Source organism: Neomesorhizobium albiziae, from assembly GCF_900114255.1.
In the GTDB taxonomy this organism is placed as follows: domain Bacteria; phylum Pseudomonadota; class Alphaproteobacteria; order Rhizobiales; family Rhizobiaceae; genus Neomesorhizobium; species Neomesorhizobium albiziae.
The window spans coordinates 241,925-256,652 of sequence record NZ_FOSL01000002.1 but is presented as its reverse complement, the minus strand read 5'-3'; the positions used below and the strand labels follow the sequence as shown (position 1 = coordinate 256,652).

Annotated in this window: 14 protein-coding genes; 7 read left to right on the top strand and 7 right to left on the bottom strand. The window is 63.6% G+C overall.

The window, feature by feature from the left end:
• The first annotated feature begins 676 nt into the window (after nucleotides 1-676).
• From F3H98_RS04800 to F3H98_RS04785, 4 genes are all read left to right on the top strand, one after another.
• Entirely contained in the window at nucleotides 677-2,068 is a 1,392-nt protein-coding gene (locus F3H98_RS04800) for a sigma-54-dependent transcriptional regulator (RefSeq protein WP_244621609.1), read from the top strand.
• The gene (locus F3H98_RS04795; protein ID WP_149758865.1) at nucleotides 2,061-4,082 is read left to right on the top strand and encodes a sensor histidine kinase; all 2,022 of its coding nucleotides are present in this window, start codon (nucleotides 2,061-2,063) and stop codon (nucleotides 4,080-4,082) included. The genes F3H98_RS04800 and F3H98_RS04795 overlap by 8 nt, the downstream gene beginning before the upstream one ends.
• Nucleotides 4,083-4,385: 303 nt before the next feature.
• The gene (locus F3H98_RS04790; RefSeq protein ID WP_149758863.1) at nucleotides 4,386-6,041 is read left to right on the top strand and encodes an OFA family MFS transporter; all 1,656 of its coding nucleotides are present in this window, start codon (nucleotides 4,386-4,388) and stop codon (nucleotides 6,039-6,041) included.
• Between the two features lie 551 nt (nucleotides 6,042-6,592).
• Nucleotides 6,593-7,024: a hypothetical protein gene (locus F3H98_RS04785; protein WP_149758861.1), complete on the top strand. Its 432-nt coding sequence runs from the start codon at nucleotides 6,593-6,595 to the stop codon at nucleotides 7,022-7,024.
• A 36-nt stretch (nucleotides 7,025-7,060) separates the two neighbouring features.
• Here F3H98_RS04785 and F3H98_RS04780 read toward each other — a convergent pair whose 3' ends face one another.
• The 7 genes from F3H98_RS04780 to msrA form a co-directional block, all read right to left on the bottom strand.
• Nucleotides 7,061-7,363 carry a YkgJ family cysteine cluster protein gene (locus F3H98_RS04780; RefSeq protein ID WP_149758859.1) on the bottom strand — a complete coding sequence of 101 codons (303 nt, stop codon included), beginning with the start codon at nucleotides 7,361-7,363 and terminating at the stop codon, nucleotides 7,061-7,063.
• A gap of 13 nt (nucleotides 7,364-7,376) precedes the next feature.
• Nucleotides 7,377-7,778: a hypothetical protein gene (locus tag F3H98_RS04775; RefSeq protein WP_149758857.1), complete on the bottom strand. Its 402-nt coding sequence runs from the start codon at nucleotides 7,776-7,778 to the stop codon at nucleotides 7,377-7,379.
• Complete coding sequence (locus F3H98_RS04770) at nucleotides 7,778-7,999, bottom strand: hypothetical protein (RefSeq protein ID WP_149759295.1); 222 nt, start codon at nucleotides 7,997-7,999, stop codon at nucleotides 7,778-7,780. Before F3H98_RS04770 ends, F3H98_RS04775 begins: the two co-directional genes overlap by 1 nt.
• A 264-nt stretch (nucleotides 8,000-8,263) precedes the next feature.
• Nucleotides 8,264-8,473: a cold-shock protein gene (locus tag F3H98_RS04765; RefSeq protein WP_149758855.1), complete on the bottom strand. Its 210-nt coding sequence runs from the start codon at nucleotides 8,471-8,473 to the stop codon at nucleotides 8,264-8,266.
• 342 nt (nucleotides 8,474-8,815) lie between these two features.
• Nucleotides 8,816-9,685 (bottom strand): restriction endonuclease, encoded by an 870-nt coding sequence (locus F3H98_RS04760; protein WP_149758853.1) that lies wholly within the window; start codon nucleotides 9,683-9,685, stop codon nucleotides 8,816-8,818.
• A complete protein-coding gene (locus F3H98_RS04755) occupies nucleotides 9,682-10,137 on the bottom strand; it encodes a hypothetical protein (RefSeq protein ID WP_149758851.1) in 456 nt (151 codons plus the stop codon). Before F3H98_RS04755 ends, F3H98_RS04760 begins: the two co-directional genes overlap by 4 nt.
• A gap of 84 nt (nucleotides 10,138-10,221) precedes the next feature.
• Nucleotides 10,222-10,959, bottom strand: coding sequence for a peptide-methionine (S)-S-oxide reductase MsrA (msrA, locus tag F3H98_RS04750; protein ID WP_149758849.1), 738 nt, complete (start codon nucleotides 10,957-10,959; stop codon nucleotides 10,222-10,224).
• A gap of 120 nt (nucleotides 10,960-11,079) precedes the next feature.
• Here msrA and lepA point away from each other — a divergent pair, with 120 nt between their 5' ends.
• From lepA to F3H98_RS30975, 3 genes are all read left to right on the top strand, one after another.
• The gene (lepA, locus tag F3H98_RS04745; RefSeq protein ID WP_149758847.1) at nucleotides 11,080-12,894 is read left to right on the top strand and encodes a translation elongation factor 4; all 1,815 of its coding nucleotides are present in this window, start codon (nucleotides 11,080-11,082) and stop codon (nucleotides 12,892-12,894) included.
• Nucleotides 12,895-13,852: 958 nt separating this feature from the next.
• A complete protein-coding gene (locus F3H98_RS04740) occupies nucleotides 13,853-14,194 on the top strand; it encodes a hypothetical protein (protein WP_149758845.1) in 342 nt (113 codons plus the stop codon).
• A gap of 43 nt (nucleotides 14,195-14,237) precedes the next feature.
• Entirely contained in the window at nucleotides 14,238-14,402 is a 165-nt protein-coding gene (locus F3H98_RS30975; protein ID WP_188130328.1) for a hypothetical protein, read from the top strand.
• Nucleotides 14,403-14,728 lie beyond the last annotated feature (326 nt).

Genomic DNA, 14,728 nt, shown 5'->3' with positions numbered 1-14,728 from the left:
CTCCTGAGTTTGTCGAAGGGCCGGACCCTTCTCCCCGTAAGGACGAGAGCTATCGCATATGGGTTCTGCTTTCCCCACTCCGGCCCTTCGGGGCCACCTCTCCCCCCTCCGGGGGGAGAGGAAAGGGAGCCCGACATCGCGGCCGGCACTTCCTCTCCCCCGTCGAACGGGGGAGAGGTGGTTTGCAAAGCAAACCGGAGTGGGGGTCGACCATTCATATGCGATAGCCCTGCCGTAAGGACGGGGAGAAGGAGGCCGGCCGCAACGTCGACGCCCCTCTCTCCCCCTTCTTCACGGGGAGAGCGACTGTCTTGGATTGGAAGACAGAACTGGCTTTTCTCCCTCCCGTCGATGGGGAGGGTGGCCCGCAGGGCCGGGTGGGGTGATGGCTGATGTGCGGATATCACCCCCTCCGCCTCGCTGCGCTCGGCACCTCCCCCATCGAGGGGGAGGAGGGGCGGCGGCGATACGTGACGCCGAGTCACCTGCGCGAGGCTTGTTTCGGCGAAACGCGCACCGCATGATAGACCCGGGCGCAGCAGAGCATTTTGCAGCCAGGTGGAATCACCTGGTGTCGCACAAATGCGGCTGAGGAAACTGCATTTTTGCAGCCAGGTAGTTACCTGGCGTCGTACAAATGCGGCTAAACAACCAAGTAGCGCCCGGGAGGAATTCAGTGCCTGCAGATGCCGTGCGCAAACCACGCGAGACAGTCGCCGATCCCGAATTCGGGCCCTGGCTCGCGCAAGCCTCCATTCTGGTGATCGACGACGAACCGGGGATGCGCAACTTCCTGATGCGGACCCTCGGCCCCCGCTGCAAGCGGCTGGAGGAAGCGGCCGATGCCGAGGAGGCCTCCCGCAAGCTCGACGAACATCATTTCGATGTCGTCATCCTTGACAACATCATGCCCGGCAAGAATGGCGTCGACTGGCTTGCCGAGCAGCGCGGCATCGGCTTTTTCGCCGACGCCATCCTGATGACGGCTTATGCGGATCTCGAAACCGCCATCCGTGCGCTGCGCGCAGGTGCTGCCGACTTCATCCTCAAGCCATTCCGCTCCAACCAGCTCTTGAATGCGGTGGCGCGATGCCTGGACCGTGTGCGCCTGCAGCGCGAGAACTACGTGCTGCGCTACGAGCTGAAGTCGACCTCCGATCATATCCTGCTGCGCGACAAGCTGATCGGCGAGTCGGCGGCAATCGCGCGCGTGCGCCAGACCATCGCCCGCGTCGCGCCGTTGCCGACTTCCGTCCTGCTCACCGGCCAGTCTGGTACGGGCAAGGAGGTTGCGGCGCGCTCGCTTCATTCCCTGTCCGACCGCGCCGACAAGCCGTTCGTGCCGGTCAATTGCGCGGCGATCCCGCCCGACATGATCGAGAGCGAACTGTTCGGGCATCTCAAGGGCGCCTTCACCTCCGCCGAAGGGGCGCGGGAGGGCCTGTTCATGCACGCGCAGGGCGGCACGCTCTTTCTCGACGAGATTGGCGAGCTTCCGCCGCTGACCCAGAGCAAGCTGCTGCGCGTTCTTGAGGATCGCCGGGTGCGGCCGCTCGGCTCGGAGCGCGAGATCCCGGTCGACCTGCGCTTTGTCTTCGCCACCAACGCCGACCTCAAGGCCGAGGTCGAAAAAGGGCGCTTCCGCGCCGATCTCTTTTTCCGCATCAATGTCATGCAGATCAACCTGCCGCCGCTGAAGGAGCGGGGCGACGATGTCCAGGAACTCACGGCGCTGTTCATGCGCAAGCTGTCGTCGCAGCTCGGCATGCCGCCGGTGCCGATCGACCCGGAGGTCCGCGCCGCACTTGCCCGCTACGGCTGGCCTGGCAACGTTCGGGAACTGCGCAACCTGGTTGAAAGAACGCTGATCCTCGGCCGTTTTCCGGAAGAGTTCACCGAAGAACCCGGCGAGGAAACGGTAGGGTCCGAAGGCAGCCTCGCCGAAATCGAACGGCAGCATATTCTGGCGGTGCTGCGTGAAACCGCTGGCGATCGCGACAAGGCGGCGAAGCGGCTCGGCATTTCGCGCAAGACGATTGACCGCAAATTTGCCGCCTGGAATGTCTGACACGCACCCACTGCCCCCCTCCGGCGCGCCAGGGCGTTCCGTGCGCTTTCGGCTTCTGGCCATCGCGCTTTTGCCGACGCTGGTCATCCTGCCGCTGCTGCTCGGCGTCACCGTCGCCCGCTGGAACTCCAAGTTCGACGCGACCCTGATTTCCAAGGTCAACGGCGACCTGACCATCGCCCACCAGTATCTCGCGCGCATCCTCGAACACACCGGCGACGAGATGGGCGCGCTCGGCGCCTCGGCGCGCTTCCGCGATGCGGTCGCCGGCGGCACTTCCTCCAACATGAGCGCGTTCCTTGAAGACAGCCGCCGCAGGCTCGCCTTCGATTTCCTGCTCCTGGTCGCATCCGACGGAACGGTCGCGGCCGGGACGCATGAGGGAACGGGAAAGTTCAGTTCCGGCTGGCCCATCGTGGCAGGCGCACTCGCCGGCAAGGCTGCCACCGCGATCGATATTTTCACCAACGAGGAGCTTGCCGCCATCGATCCCGCCCTGGCCGGGAGGGCAAGCGTCGAACTGGTTGCGACCCCCAATGCCGTGCCGACCGACCGCAAGGCTGAGACCCGCGGCATGGTGGTTCATTCCGCCAGCCCGGTCACGCTGGGCGACGGCCGCAGGGGAGCTCTGGTCGGTGGCATCGTGCTTAACCAGAACCTCGTCTTCATCGATACGATCAACGATCTGGTCTATCGCGAGGCGAGCCTGCCCGAGGGCAGCAAGGGCACGGCGACGCTGTTTCTCGATGACGTCCGCATCAGCACCAACGTGCGCCTGTTCGAGGACCGCCGCGCCATCGGCACCCGCGTTTCCGCGGCTGTCCGCCAGGCAGTGCTCGGCGAGGGGCGCACATGGCTGGACAGCGCCTTTGTCGTCAACGACTGGTACATATCCGCCTATGAGCCCATCGTCGACAGCCATGGCGAGCGTGTCGGCATGCTCTATGTCGGCTTCCTCGAGGCGCCGTTCACCGCGGCGAAGTACCAGACCCTCATCGCCATCGCCCTTGCCTTCCTCGCCATAGCCGCCGTCAGCGTGCCGATCTTCCTGCGCTGGGCGCGGGCCATCTTCATGCCGCTGGAACGCATGACCGGCACCATCGCGAAAGTGGAAGCCGGCGATCTCGGCGCCCGCACCGGTTCGGTACAGACCAGCGACGAGATCGGCCGTGTCGCTTTCCATCTCGACCATCTGCTCGACCAGCTGCAGGACCGCGACCGCGAATTGCGCGAATGGAACGAGGAGCTCAACATGCGCGTAGAGGAGCGCACCCGCGAACTGCAGCTTGCCAACCGCCAGCTCGAAGCCACCACCAAGCAGCTCATCATGTCGGAAAAGCTCGCCGCCATCGGCGAGATCACCGCCGGCGTCGCGCATGAGATCAACAACCCGATCGCCGTGATGCAGGGCAATCTGGAGGTCGTGCGCGGCGTCATGGGCGACCGGGCTGATGCGGCAAGAACCGAGTTCCGTCTGCTTGACGAACAGATCCAGCGCATCAGCCAGATCGTCACCAAGCTCCTGCAATTCGCCAAGCCGGAGGAGTATGCCGGCTATGTCGAGCGCCATGCACCGCGCGAGGTCGTCTCCGACAGCCTGCCGCTTGTCCAGCACCTGCTCAACAAGGCTTCCATCGAGGTGAAACGCCACGATGCGGCCCGCCGCTTGGTGCTGATGAACCGCACCGAACTGCAGCAGGTCGTCATCAACCTCATCGTCAACGCCATCCATGCCATGCCCGATGGCGGTCGGCTGACGCTCTCCAGCCGCGATGCCGAACTCGATGGCCGGCCTGGCGTGCTGGTCGAGGTCGAGGACACCGGCGTCGGTATGGCGCCGGAGATCGTGCAGAAGGTTTTCGATCCCTTCTTCACCACCAAGCGGCGCGAGGGCACCGGGCTCGGCCTGTCGATCAGCCAGACGCTGGTCACCCGGCAGGGCGGCAAGATCTCCGTCGAAAGCGAACCCGGCCGCGGAACCACCTTCCGCATCTGGCTGCCGGAGGCAGCCTGACGCAGGACAAAATGTCCGTCGCCGTTCGGACAATCTGTCCATAGGCGTTCCCTCTCAGTCGATAAGTATCTGAAATCGTTGAACCCTCCGTTTGGCACGGCGGTTGCTTAAGCATTTTGCAGCCGGGTGGAATCACCTGGCGTCGCACAAATGCGGCTAACGAACGGCAATGCTGCAACCAACAGGAGGAGTTCGACCGCGGACCACGGAGGAGGGCGCGGCCGCCGCATCGATCAAACGACCAATGTAACCAGCTGGACAAGCCGCCCGGGGGAATTCTTGGCGGAACGGAGGAGAATAATAATGTCCGCAGCAAGTGACACGATTTCCGGAGGCATCGGCGGTGTCGGCCTTCTCGACCGCGAGAGGATCGTCGCCCGGCCAGGCTTCAACCGGTGGCTGGTGCCGCCCGCCGCACTCGCCATCCATCTCTGCATCGGCATGGCATACGGCTTCAGCGTCTTCTGGCTGCCGCTGTCGCGCGCCGTCGGCATCGACCAGCCGGTCGCATGCGCCGACCTCAATCTCGTCACCGCCCTGTTCACCACCAGTTGCGACTGGCGCGTCGCCGACCTCGGCTGGATCTATACCCTCTTCTTCGTGTTGCTCGGCTGCTCGGCGGCCATCTGGGGCGGCTGGCTGGAACGCGCCGGCCCGCGCAAGGCGGGCGTGGTGTCCGCGCTCTGCTGGTGCGGCGGCATCGCGGTCGCCGCGGTCGGCGTCATCACCCACCAGCTCTGGCTGATGTGGCTCGGCGCCGGCGTCATCGGCGGCATCGGGCTCGGCCTCGGCTACATCTCGCCCGTCTCGACGCTGATCAAATGGTTCCCCGACCGTCGCGGAATGGCCACCGGCATGGCCATCATGGGGTTCGGCGGCGGCGCCATGATCGGCGCGCCGCTGGCCAACATCCTCATGAACATTTTCAAGACGCCTGACTCAGTCGGCGTCTGGCAGACCTTCCTGGTCATGGCGGCGATCTATTTCGTCTTCATGCTTGGCGGCGCCTTCGGCTACCGCATTCCGCCCGCCGGTTGGCGTCCCGATGGCTGGACCCCGCCGGCGGCCGCGGGCAAGGCGATGATCACCACCCGCCACGTGCACCTGCGCGACGCCCACAAGACCAGGCAGTTCTGGATGATCTGGCTGGTTCTGTGCCTCAACGTCTCGGCCGGCATCGGCGTCATCGGAATGGCCTCGCCGATGCTGCAGGAGATTTTCGGCGGCCGCCTGCTCGGCCAGCCGGAACTCGGCTTCACCAGCCTTTCGGCCGACCAGAAAACCGCGATCGCCGCCATCGCCGCCGGCTTTGCCGGGCTGCTCTCGCTGTTCAACATCGGCGGGCGGTTCTTCTGGGCCTCGCTCTCCGACAAGATCGGCCGCAAGAACACCTACTACACCTTCTTCATACTCGGCATTGTGCTCTATGCGCTGGCGCCGACCGCCGCGCACATGGGCAACCAGGTGCTGTTCGTGCTGATGTTCGGCATCATCCTGTCCATGTATGGCGGTGGCTTCGCCACCATCCCCGCCTATCTTGCCGACATTTTCGGCACCCAGTTCGTCGGCGCCATCCACGGCCGGCTGCTGACGGCCTGGGCGACCGCCGGCATCCTCGGGCCGGTGGTGGTCAATTACATCCGCGAATTCCAGATCGATGCCGGCGTGCCGCGCGACCAGGTCTACGACTTCACCATGTACATCCTCGCCGGCATGCTCGTGCTCGGCCTGATCGCCAACACGAGGGTCAAGCCGCTGGCCGACAAATGGTTCATGTCGGAAGAGGAGGTTGCCAAGCTGCAGGCGAAGTCGGCCGCCGCGCAGGCCGGTCCCTCCGGCTCGTTCGGCATCGGCAAGGGCGGTTTCGACGGCGTGGCGCTTGCCGCCTGGGCGGTTGTCGGCATCCCGATCCTGTGGGGTGTCTGGATGACGCTGCAGACCACCGCGGCGCTGTTCTAGAGAATTTTCGACTTGCACAAAAACAGCCCCTCACCCCGGCCCTCTCCCCGTAAGGACGGGGAGAGGGAGGACTGAGGCGTCGCAGCCATCCTCTTTGCGCCGCTTGGAAGAGAGGCGCTCTAGGGTCCGGACTCATAGCAAGCCGGCGGCGTGGAACAACAGTAACCGCGTGGGGCGCGGTCGATACTCTGAACAGACTACTTCGCGGTACTCTGAAGAGGCTACTTCGCGGTCGTCCAAAGCAGGAGTATATTTCTTGTTTCCCCTTGGGGTGCGGGTGGCCTAGGGGGATGCGGCTGGGTTGATGACGGTAAAATCGAGAGGTCATCCCCAGCCGCTTCATTGTGCTAGAGCATCGGACCGAAAAGTGCGCAGCGGTTTTCGGAGAAATCCGATGCGTAAACAAACAGATAGGACGGCGTAACGATTCTATTTTGAGTGTACGCCGCTCTAGGGCCGGATTTCGGTAACGGGACTGTCCCAGTCAAGCGGTTTTTGGGCGATAGCGAGCAGAATTTCAGACATTAATTCGACCGGAGAGGAGTAGGGCAATGAGCAGACTGTTGATCCTGTCGGCTGGTGCCATCCTGGCGCTAACGTCCGTGTCGTCCACTGCACCGACCATGCAACCGCTCAAGATCGCCAAGGAATGCAGCCAGTATACCGGCGAGACCCCGAGCTTCTGCACCATTACGGAATCGAACCTCGCGGCGATCCCGGCGGGCACCAAGATCTTATACTATGGGCCCGTGACCGGCAGTCCCCATTTCGGCAGCAGCACGGCGGTTATTGCCGTCGGAAACGGAGACTCGGCGGTCGGGTACTGCGTCACCTACGACACCGCCAGCCCGATGCAGGGAACCTGTGCGTTCCATGCCGGGAGCGGAACGCTCGCTGGATTCCAGGCGGTCGTCAAGGTCACGGTCGACGACAAGCAGATCTATCACTGGGACGGGGGCTACCTACTTGGCGCCGCCAAGTAACCGCCGTCAACGGAATCCCCTTTATGGGTCCGGGCTCTAACCGGCCAGGCTCAGTCCCGCCGCCCGGCGCGCCGTCAGGCACTCGCCGTCGCCCGGCATGCAGGTGCGGCAGACATCGGGGCGAATGTCGTAGATCGCGCACGACGTCGCCTTGCCAATCTCGCCGGCAAGCGCTGAACAGCGCGTGCCTTCGCAGCGCATGCCGCTTTCGTCAGCGGAAACGTATACGGCCGGAATTGCGTCGAGCTGGGCATCGTCCTCGGTCGAGAACCGCGGCCAGTCCGGCGAGTAGGAGCAGCATGCCCCGCAGCTCTTGCAATCGAAGCCGGTGGAAATCACGGGTGCCGCCGCTCTACTCCTCGCTGCCGGAACGCGATGTACTGCGCGGTTCGCGCAGCCGGCCGATCAGCGCCGCGATGGCGGTGATGTTCATTTCCTCGGGCGACCAGTTCCTGGTGTCCTCAACGTGACGGGGCGCGAGTTCGCGGTGCGTGCTGCCGCTGTAGGCGGCGTCGGGGCGCACGATTTTCTGGCGTGACTTCTTGTCTTCGCCGACCGCTTCGATGAGATAGTTCGGGCATTCGCTGCGGCTCAGCACACCAACCCGCACCTGCGCGTCGCCATGCGCGCGCCGGCATTGCTCGAGCTTCTCAAGCACGCGGCGGACATATTCGACCGGCTTGTCGAGCATGTCGACGACGTCCGCGATCGTCGCATCGGCGGGGATCGCGTTTTCAACCGCGCGTCTTGCCATCAGCGTTTGCCCTTCTGTTTTGGCGGTGCTGCCGCAGCCGCGGCCAGGTCGTACGCCTCTTTTTCCATACGCAACTCCCGCAGCCGCGCTGTCTTTGCCTCGCGGGCCCGGCTCGCCGCGTCCTGTTCGGAGATGATCCGGTTGAGCGACATGGACTGGGTCTGCGCCTTGCTGAACAGGGCTTCGGCCTGCTCGCGGGATTTCTTCGAATTCGCAGTCAAGTCTTCCTCCTGCATAGCACGTTCTGGGCAAGTCTCGAACCTGCAACGCGCGGTTGCCGGGCTTGCAGCGTCGGACCGAAAAAAAGTGCGAAGCGGCTTTTCGGAAAAATCCGATGCTGAACAAAGGTATGGAGCAGCGAAGGCGGTTCTGATTTAGCGTTCACCGCTCTAGGAAAAAGTCCGGCGGCTGCCTGATCTTTGTTCTCGTTCACCACGTCGCCGGTGCCAGTACATCCGTGGTCACCGGCGAGAGTGAATTTTCCGTCAGGCTGCGGTCAACTGGTCGGCGGCCATTTTGCCCGACTTGTTGTCGCGAACCATTTCGTAGCCGAGCTTCTGTCCTTCCACGATATCGCGCATTCCGGCGCGCTCGACTGCGGAGATATGGACGAAAACGTCCTGTCCGCCGTCGTCAGGCTGAATGAAGCCGAAACCCTTGGTGGCGTTGAACCATTTCACTGTGCCAGTGCTCATAACGAACCCTTTCTTGGCAATAGTCTTCTACCGCCGCGCGAATGCACGATGGTTTGTCTCGATTTTTGGATGGGGAAGTTCGCCAGGGGCGCGCTCGAAGCGCGTATAACAAAAGTCGTTCAAGCAAATATCGACGCATCATCAGTAGGCTTTTTCCGGGCCAGCGTCAAATATTGCTTCATATCGGGATGAATGAAGGCGTAAACCCGCAGCGAAAACGATCTATATTCTCCGGGAACGTCGAAGCCGCATAGGCTGCGTGGTCCGCGTGGTGGATCATCCCGCAGTGCGACCCAAACTAACAGATAGCGGAATGTGGCCGCATTAGAGTCCAAGCGGCCCTCAGAACCCGGCGAACGCCGCTTCGTCGGCGGTCACCTCCTCCACCATGCGCACCTTCACGCCGATCTTCTGCTCCTTCAGGAGGTCGCACAGCGCTTCGCCGTCGATCAGGTCGATTGTCGGCGCGCCGTCGCGCACCGCCTCGCGCCGTGCATCTGCGGTGAATGTGCCGGTGGTCAGGATCAGGCCCTTGTCGGCGCGGCCCACCATGGCGCCGCGAAAGTCGCGCACCACGCTGGCGCCGACCGAACCCTTCCAGCGTTTGCTCTGGAACAGCACGTGGAACGACAGAAGGTTCACGCGCAGCACGCCGGTGCCGTCGATGCCGCCGTCGCCACTGCGCCCGGTCACCTCCACCTTGATGAAACCCGCCTCGCGCAGGATCCGCTGGCAGAGCCGCTCGAAGGCCTCCGGCTCCAGCCCGAGCAGAATGTCGAGCAGCCGTTCGCGCCAGTCCTTCGGGGCGGTTTCGGTCGTATCGATGTCGACTTCGTCATTCACGGCCTGCGCGTTTCCGTTCTGCGCGGCCGCCTTGCGCCGGTTCGAATTGGCCTTGCGCACCATCTTGATCAGCTGGTCGGCCGGGGCGTCGAGCATCAGCCGGCCGCTGGCCGTCAGCGACCACACGCCACGCTCGCTGTTGTCGGTGAGGCCGGCATTCTTCAGCCAGCTTCTGGTCCATGCGCAGCGGTAATCGAATTTGGTTGTCGGTCCGTTGCCATGCAGTCCCGCACGCGTGGCTTCCGGCAGGCCCATCATCTGCGCGACCCGGTCGTTGATTTCCTCGATCGAAGCCGAGCCGCCGAGCGTCTCCATCGCCTTCATGACGGGCACGAAAAGCTCCGGAACCTTGGGAACGGGGGCCGTCATCGCGCTGCCGCCTTCACGCGGCCAACGTGCTTATTATAGTCGGCTAATTTACCAGAGTCGAATTTCTTGCTTAAGCGCTGGTTAATGCGCCGCCTCGCGCTGTATTCATTTGGAACACCGCCGAGGCGCGTTTTAGCGGCCTCTAAGATGTGAATGCCTTGCGAATGATCATTAGCCGGCTTTACCACGATTCCAAAAACCGGATCGTCGGCCCTGTCTTTGGTGCGCCGAGCACCAGAAGGCGCCAAGGACGAATGGAGGATCATGCCTTCCCCGCGCAGGCGCATTTTTCCGGCCGATGGAAATTTATGTTGCGCAGCAAGCACTTGCCACGGCCACGCCTCGCGAAAGCTCTTGAGAATTTCGCTTGTCACACCCTCGGTGGCCGAGCCTGGGAACCTTCCTGATTTGCCGGATTGATCGAGATATTGCCGCACAAGCAGTTGAGACACGCACCTTCCCCCTCGTCTTGCCACAAGACCAAAAAACGAAGGGAGTATCAACGTGTTATTGGTTGAGGCACGTCTCTGGGAAAATCACGTTCTGCCCGCCATCACCAGCACCGGCTTGTCGCGGTAAAGCTCCGGAAACAGCCGCTTCAGGTTGGCGATTTTCGGCAGGTCGTTATAGACGATATAGGGATAGGTCGGGTTCAGCGTCAGGAAGTCCTGGTGGTAGTCCTCCGCGGGGTAGAACGGCTTTTCGCCCTCCAGCGTGGTGACGATCTTGCCGGGATAGAGCCTGGCCGCGTCGAGCTGCCCGATGTAGCTCTGCGCAATCCTGTTCTGCTCGGCATTCGTCGCGAATATCGCCGAACGGTATTGGGTGCCGTGGTCCGGCCCCTGGAAATTCAGCTGCGTCGGGTTGTGGGCGACGGAGAAGAACACCTGCAGCAGCTTGCCATAGCTCACCTCGCGCGGATCGTAGGTGATCTCCACCGTCTCGGCATGTCCGGTGACGCCGGTTCCGACCGCTTCGTAGAGCGCCGTCTCCTTGGGTCCGCCGGCATAACCCGAGACGGCGTTTTTCACGCCCTTCACATGCTGGAACACGCCTTGCACGCCCCAGAAGCAGCCGCCGGCGAACACCGCCTTTTGCATCGCTCCGGTCGCCTTTTCGTCGAGCGTGGGCGGCGGGATCTTCACCGCTTCCTCCTCGGCCACCGCCGGCGCCTGCCATAATGCCAGCGCTGCCGCCGCCAGCAGCAACCCGCCGGCTGCCGCCGCACCGATCCTGCCTGCAAGCCGCCTGATGCCGTTGCCGCGTCCGTCCATCTTCGGTTCTCCTGGTTTTGGACCGGAATTATGCCAGAAGTAGCGCATCTGGCGGGTAACTTTGGTGTGCGGGCACCGTGAGCTTGCCGCGGCCCGGTCCCCCTGCTAAAGGCCGCGCCCATGACCTTTCCGCTCGACCACATCCGCAACTTCTCCATCGTTGCCCATATCGACCATGGCAAGTCGACGCTCGCCGACCGCCTCATCCAGCTGACCGGCGGGCTCGATGCGCGCGAGATGGCCGGCAAGGAGCAGGTGCTCGACAATATGGATATCGAGCGCGAGCGCGGCATCACCATCAAGGCGCAGACCGTGCGCCTCAACTACCGCGCCAACAACGGCCAGGATTACATCCTCAACCTGATCGACACGCCGGGCCATGTCGACTTCGCCTATGAAGTGTCGCGCTCGCTGTCGGCCTGCGAAGGCTCGCTGCTTGTCGTCGACGCCAGCCAAGGCGTCGAGGCGCAGACCCTGGCCAACGTCTACCAGGCGATCGACAACAACCACGAGATCGTCGTGGTCCTGAACAAGATCGACCTGCCCGCCGCCGAGCCCGAGCGCATCCGCGAGCAGGTCGAGGAAGTGATCGGCATTGACGCCAGCCAGGCCGTGCTCATCTCGGCCAAGTCCGGCATCGGCATCGAGGACGTGCTGGAGGCGATCGTCCACCAGTTGCCGCCGCCGCGCGAGGGCGACGCCGCCAAGCCGCTGAAGGCCATGCTGGTCGACAGCTGGTACGACGCTTATCTCGGCGTCATCGTTTTGGTGCGCGTCATCGACGGCGTCCTGAAGAAGGGCCAGACCATCCGCATGATGGAGGCCGGCGCCAAATATCTGGTCGAGCGCACCGGCTTCTTCACGCCCAAGATGATTCAGGCCGACGAGATCGGCCCCGGCGAGTTCGGCTTCTTCACCGGCTCCATCAAGGAAGTCGCCGACACCCGCGTCGGCGACACCATCACCGAGGATCGCCGCCCCACCGAGAAGGCGCTGCCGGGCTTCAAACCTGCTCAACCAGTCGTGTTCTGCGGCCTGTTCCCGGTCGACGCCGCCGACTTCGAGGACCTGCGCGCCGCGGTCGGCAAGCTGCGCCTCAACGATGCGAGCTTCTCCTACGAAATGGAGAGCTCGGCCGCCCTCGGCTTCGGCTTCCGCTGCGGCTTCCTCGGCCTGTTGCACCTCGAAATCATCCAGGAGCGGCTGGAGCGCGAGTTCGACCTCGACCTGATCGCCACCGCGCCCTCGGTCGTCTACCGGCTGAACCTCATCGACGGCACAGCCAAGGAACTGCACAACCCGGCCGACATGCCCGACGTGATGAAGATCACCTCGATCGAGGAGCCGTGGATCCGCGCCACCATCCTGACGCCCGACGAATATGTCGGCTCGATCCTGAAGCTCTGCCAGGACCGGCGCGGCGTCCAGGCCGACCTTTCCTATGTCGGCAAGCGCGCCATGCTGGTCTACGACCTGCCGCTCAACGAAGTGGTGTTCGATTTTTACGACCGGCTGAAGTCGATCAGCCGGGGCTACGCCTCGTTCGACTACCACCTCACCGACTACCGGGAAGGCGACCTGGTGAAGATGTCGATCCTGGTCAACGAGGAGCCGGTCGACGCCCTCTCCATGCTGGTCCATCGCACGGCGGCGGAAAAGCGCGGCCGCGCCATGTGCGAGAAGCTCAAGGAGCTGATCCCCCACCACATGTTCAAGATCCCGATCCAGGCGGCGATCGGCGGCAAGGTCATTGCCCGCGAGACGATTTCGGCGCTGCGCAAGGACGTCACCGCCAAGTGCTACGGCGGCGACGTCACCCGCAAGCGCAAGCTGCTCGACAAGCAGAAAGAGGGCAAGAAGCGCATGCGGCAGTTCGGCAAGGTCGACATCCCGCAGGAAGCCTTCATCCAGGCCCTCAAGATGGGCGACAGCTGACGTTGAAGCTGCCGACCTCCCCCCTTGAGGGGGAGATGTCCGGCAGGACAGAGGGGGCGCTGTCCCGCCTCCTCCTTCTCCCCGTTCACGGGGAGAAGGTGCCCCGTTAGGGGCGGATGAGGGGCGGCGTAGAGCTCCCAAACACAAATCGATGACCATCCGCGCCATCCCCTCCGGAAGGGGCAGGGGCAATCGCATATGAGTGGTCGACCCCCACTCCGGTTTGCTTTGCAAACCACCTCTCCCCCGATCGACGGGGGAGAGGAAGCGCCGGCCGCCATGCCGGGGCTCCCTTCCTCTCCCTCCGGAGGGGGGAGAGGTGGCCCGAAGGGCCGGAGTGGGGGAAGACAGAACCTATATACGATTGCCTTGGCTCTTTGCGGGGGTAGGGTCGACCGGTCACATGCGATTGCCTGTGGAGAGACGCCTCGCCCAGCGAGGCGGAGAGGGGGCAAACATCTCCGCCTCTTCTTCCACCTTGCGGGCTTGCCGAAGGGCGGGAGAAACCGCTGCCGCATGCGAGAAGCTTCCTCCTCGCATGCGTGCCCCGGAAAAACGTCCGCCCCCGACGGAAACGGAGGCGGACGCGCGCGGAGCCGGTGAGGTTCGCCGGTTAGAGCGGACCGAGCCCGTCCCCGCGCTGTCCGAATGCCAGGCCAGGAGCGGTGCGACGCCGATACCGGCGGCCACCTGGGTATGCGCTCGCTGCATGCCTGCATTCCAAACGGGTCCCCCGACCCGTTTGCATCAGAGCGGAAAAGCCGGCGGCGTGTCGTCACCCATTTGGGTGTTGCAGTGCGGAATTTTGCTGCGGTGTCCATCCTCTCCCCGGGGCAGGCGGAGAGCCGCCACAGGCAGGTTTGCAGAGGGCATTGCCTGGCTCCTTTCGCTATTTCACCGAAACCTTTGATCCCCATCCGTGCCATAAGCATCGTCCCACCCACCGGGACACCCCCTGATGATTCGCGCTCTTTTGGTCTTTCTGCTGCTTGCCACACCGGCTAATGCCGCCGACATGGCGTTCTTCATGAAGAACCCGCATGCGCGCGACGTGGCGGTCGAGCTGCACGGCGAGAAAAATGTCTGGCCGGGCGGCGATCAGGTCTATCTGCTCGAGGGAAGATCGCAGAAGTCGGTGCCGATCGCCTGTACCGAGGGCGAGACGATCTGCTACGGCGCCTGGGTGTTCGCCGACGACCGCATCTCGTTCGGCGTCGGGCCGAAGAACGACCTCGACTGCACCGATTGCTGCGCGGTCTGCGTCGCCAAGTCCACCGCCACCATAGATCTCGTTCGCTGATGCCCGCCCTGATCCCGCCACACGCCGCCCCTAACCGCATCGCATGATCGTCCGCGCCATTCCTCTGCTTGTCCTCGCTGTCCTCGTTGGCTGCGCCTCCACGCCGCATACGCTGCCGCGCGCCGAGGTGCCCGTGGTCGAGCAGTCGGCCGAGCCGCTCGACCCTTCGATCAAGCCGCTCACCCGGGAACTGGAAGAGCAGGTGTAGCAGACGCACAGCGCAGCTCGCACGGGTCGGCGTGAAATACGCTGGATTGTCAACGGGAGCGTGGCTGAATATGGCTATTTGCGACCGTTTTGATTGGGAGTGAACAGGTTTCAGCCGGCCGGCCGGGCCAATGTCCGCCAAGCCTCTGTTTCGATGGGATGTTTTCCGTTCGTCGCGCGCGCCCGACGATTTTTTATCCACCCGGCAAAAACCCTGGGTCATCCCCGCGAAGCAGCCTGGCGCAAGCCGACGTCGCCTCAGCGCCTTTCGCCGCTTGCGTCGATGGGCTAAGGGCAGGCACCCAAACCAATCCAGGCCCGCCGGAA